Origin of the sequence: Rhodopseudomonas sp. BR0C11 (assembly GCF_010820945.1) — a bacterium.
GTDB classification, from domain to species: Bacteria; Pseudomonadota; Alphaproteobacteria; order Rhizobiales; family Xanthobacteraceae; genus Rhodopseudomonas; species Rhodopseudomonas palustris_H.
The window spans coordinates 1-3,580 of the sequence record NZ_QTKI01000456.1 but is presented as its reverse complement, the minus strand read 5'-3'; the positions used below and the strand labels follow the sequence as shown (position 1 = coordinate 3,580).

Genomic DNA, 3,580 nt, shown 5'->3' with positions numbered 1-3,580 from the left:
CGCCGGCGTGATCACGGCGATCTTGGCGTTCGGTTTGTTGGCGAGAATCCACTTCGCGTAGATCCGGCCCTCGGTTTTGTAGGTCGGCTGCGAGCCTGTGCTCCACGGGAAATGCGCGGCGTCGTTCCAGCGGCTCGCGCCGCTGAACGGCAGCAGCTGCGGGACCTTCTTGATGTTGAGATACTTCTGGACCGCGATGTTCGGCCCGGTGCCGAGGATCGAGAACATCGCCAGCACTTCGTCGCTTTCCACCAGGCGGCGAACCTGCTCCACCGTTTTCGACGGCGAGTAAGCATCGTCGAGGCTGAGCAGCTCGACCTTGCGGCCGTTGATGCCGCCCTTGTCGTTCAGCATCTTGAAGTAAGCGGCCTCGGCCCGCCCGATCGTCGAATAGGCCGACGCCGGTCCCGAATACGGCATGGTCTGGCCGAGCTTGATCAGGCTGTCGCTGGCGCCGGGATCGTAGCTGCCGCCGGCGAACGCGGGGCCGGCGCTAAGCACTGCGAGCAGAGCAGCGGCGGCGATCGGTGTGTGCCGAAACAATTGCATGCGGGGTCTTCCTCCTTGGTCCGGCCGCATCGTCTTGTCGCGATGCTGTCCGGTCTTCGCTCCCTCGCGGCGTTGCGACCGCGTTCGCACTGCGTGGTGCAGGCGCCTGTTATGGGTGAGCGCACGGCTCACCGGTTGATGAAAAACATACATCCTTCGCCCGCGCTGAGGCGTGCGATCCCGTACGCATCTGCATGCGAATTTCGCAGGCTCGGAAAGCATGCGAGCATTTGCCAATCAGGGAGCGCGCGGCCGTACGTAGACGTCGTAGCGGACGGTCTTGCCGGCGATCTGATGCGAGGGCTTGCGCGCGGCCGGTGGCGCGGCGGCGCGAAGCGGCCATTTCAGCACCACGCGGCCGCAGTCGGCCGACAGCGCTGCAGCCAACAGCTCGCCGACGTCCGGATCGGCGCCGACCAGATCGCGCAGCAGCCGCATCTCCTGCTTCACCAGCGCGGTCTTGGTTCGCGGCGGATGCATCGGATCGATGGTGATGACGTCGGCCTGCAGCGTCGGCAGCAGCACCCGGGCATCGCCAAGCAGCAGCGTCATTCGGCCGATGATCGCTGCGAGCTCGTCGCTCTCGCTGCGTGCGGCTTCGAGCGCTTCGGCCAGCAGCGCGTGCACTTCCGGCACCCGCTCGATCAGCGTCACCGTCGCGCCCATCGAGGCGAGCAGGAAGGCGTCGCGGCCGAGGCCAGCGGTGGCGTCGATCACATGCAGCGGACGGGTCGGCGACACGCCGGTGGCCTTGAGCAGCGCGTGGCTGCGCCCGGCCTGGGTGCGAAATCGATAGCCGACCGCGCCGCCGACGAAGTCGACGGCAGGCGCGGTCCGGGCCGGTTCGGCCATAGTGCCTTATTGCAGGCTGAGCGCGACGAAGCGCAGCTCGCCGGAGCCATTGGCGACCAGCAGCAGCACGGACTTCTTGCCGTCCTTCTTGAGCTGGTCAATCCGCTTCTTGATGTCGGCGGCACTGCCGACCGACTCCTGGGCCACCTCGACGATCACGTCACCGGCCGACAGCCGCTTCTCGGCCGCGTCCGAACCATCGTCGACGCCGGTCACCAGCACGCCCTTGACGCTGTCCTTGATCTTGTAGCGGCCGCGCAGGTCCTTCGACAGCGCGGCGAGATCGAGGCCCAGCACCTTCTGGGTCACCGGCTTCTCCGGCTCGGGCTGCGACTTCGCCGAAGCCGGCTGCGGCTTGGCATCGTCGTCGAGCCGGCCGAGCGTGACCTGCTTGGTCTCTTCCTTGCCCTTGCGGATCAGGACGACATCGACGGTCTTGCCGACCGCGGTGTCGGCGACGATGCGCGACAGGTCCTTCGGCTCCTTGATGTCCTTGCCGTCGAACTTCACCACCACGTCGCCCGGCTCGATGCCGGCCGGCTTGGCCGGGCCCTTGTCGTCGACGCCGGCGACCAGCGCGCCGCGCGCCGGTTTGATGCTCAGGCTCTCGGCGATCTCGTCGGTGACCTGCTGAATGCGGACGCCGAGCCAGCCGCGGCGCAGTTCGCCGAACTGACGGAGCTGATCGACCACCGGCACCACGGTCTTCGACGGCACGGCAAAGCCGATGCCGATCGAGCCGCCCGACGGCGAGATGATCAGAGTGTTCACGCCGATGACTTCGCCGGCGAGGTTGAACAGCGGGCCGCCGGAGTTGCCACGATTGATCGCGGCGTCGGTCTGGATGTAGCTGTCATACGGGCCGGAGTTGATGTCGCGGTTGCGCGCCGAGACGATGCCGGCCGTCACGGTGCCGCCGAGCGAGAACGGGTTGCCGATCGCGATCACCCATTCGCCCAGCCGCAGCTTGTCGCTGTCGCCGAACTTCACCGCGGTCAGCGTCTTGCCCGCCGGCGGCTTGAACTTCAGCACCGCAAGGTCGGTCTTCTTGTCGACGCCGACCAACTCCGCCTTGATCTTGGTGCCGTCGTTGAGGATCACGTTGATCTCGTCGGAATCGGCGATGACGTGATTGTTGGTGACGACCACGCCGGCCGGATCGATGATGAAGCCGGAGCCGAGCGAATTGGTCTTGCGCGGGCCGCCGCCCTTTTCGCCGCGGCGGTTCTTGAAGAAGTCCTCGAAGAACTCCTCGAACGGCGAGCCCGGCGGCAATTGCGGCGCGGCTCCGCCCTTGCTCTCGCCCGCCCCCTTGGCGTCGACCGTCTGGGTGGTGGAGATGTTGACCACCGCATCGATCACCTTCTCGGCGACATCGGCGATCCCTTCGGGGCCGCGGGCGGAGGCTGGCGCCGGGCCGACGATCACCGCCGCGCCGAGGCACAGCGCGGCGAACAGCGGCCTGATCCGCAAGGGCCTGATCCGGGAACTAAGGGCGATCGCAGCGGGCATGGTCGAATCATCTCCTGGCGTGCGCAAAACGAAGCGCAGTCGCGTGAACACTGCGCCCGATCCTGGGACCGGCGCAAGCATCGGTGGTGAACGAAGCTACCCTATCCGCGCCACTGATTGCGGCGAAAACCAGCGTCAAACCCGATGTCGTGGTTGAAAACGTCGTGACAGCATTCCGGCACCGTCACCGGCGCGGCAACGCCGAATGCGCTTTAGTGCCGGACCAGCCAGATCAGCAGCAGGCCGCCGACCGCGGAGCCGATGCCGACCGCACGCAGCACATTGTCCGGAGTTTCCAGCGCGCTCTTCATCGCCCGCCGCATCCAATTCGGGCTGGCAGCGAAGATCAGGCCTTCCAGAACAAACAGCAATCCCACGCCGATGAGGAGGTCGGCGAACGCGAAAGACCTCATGCGACAGCTTCCTCCTGGCCGGCGCGCGGCCCTTGTTGTCCCAGCGCAGCTCAGCGCGCGCCGCTGTTGATCGGCCTGTTCTAGAGCAATTCCGCGTCCGATTGAAATCCAACTGCGGCTCTACAGAGTTGTTTTGTCGCGCCTTCTGACCGGAGCCTTAACCGGCCATAGCAGGCGAAGGATAAGGCCAAAAGCAAAACGGGCCGCTGGTGGGCGGCCCGTCGCAATATCGTGGTTCCGGTTTAGCGCGGTGC

General features: G+C 66.2%; 4 protein-coding genes. All 4 read right to left on the bottom strand.

Features of this window, described 5'->3' with window-relative positions:
• The coding region (locus tag DYI24_RS23310) for an ABC transporter substrate-binding protein (RefSeq protein ID WP_164574022.1) at positions 1-549 on the bottom strand (549 nt) is incomplete at its 3' end.
• A 237-nt stretch (positions 550-786) separates the two neighbouring features.
• Complete coding sequence (locus DYI24_RS23305; protein ID WP_164574021.1) at positions 787-1,401, bottom strand: class I SAM-dependent methyltransferase; 615 nt, start codon at positions 1,399-1,401, stop codon at positions 787-789.
• Positions 1,402-1,407: 6 nt separating this feature from the next.
• On the bottom strand, positions 1,408-2,913 hold the full coding sequence (locus tag DYI24_RS23300; RefSeq protein ID WP_164574020.1) for a Do family serine endopeptidase: 1,506 nt from the start codon (positions 2,911-2,913) through the stop codon (positions 1,408-1,410).
• Between the two features lie 212 nt (positions 2,914-3,125).
• Positions 3,126-3,326, bottom strand: a complete 201-nt coding sequence (locus DYI24_RS23295; protein WP_107345271.1) for a DUF2065 domain-containing protein — start codon at positions 3,324-3,326, stop codon at positions 3,126-3,128.
• Between the last annotated feature and the right edge of the window lie 254 nt (positions 3,327-3,580).

Excerpts from the sequence above, each read along its gene's own strand:
- DYI24_RS23305 (WP_164574021.1), bottom strand. The coding sequence starts at position 1,401 with ATGGCCGAACCGGCCCGGACCGCGCCTGCCGTCGACTTCGTCGGCGGC.
- DYI24_RS23295 (WP_107345271.1), bottom strand. The coding sequence starts at position 3,326 with ATGAGGTCTTTCGCGTTCGCCGACCTCCTCATCGGCGTGGGATTGCTG.
- DYI24_RS23300 (WP_164574020.1), bottom strand. The coding sequence starts at position 2,913 with ATGCCCGCTGCGATCGCCCTTAGTTCCCGGATCAGGCCCTTGCGGATC.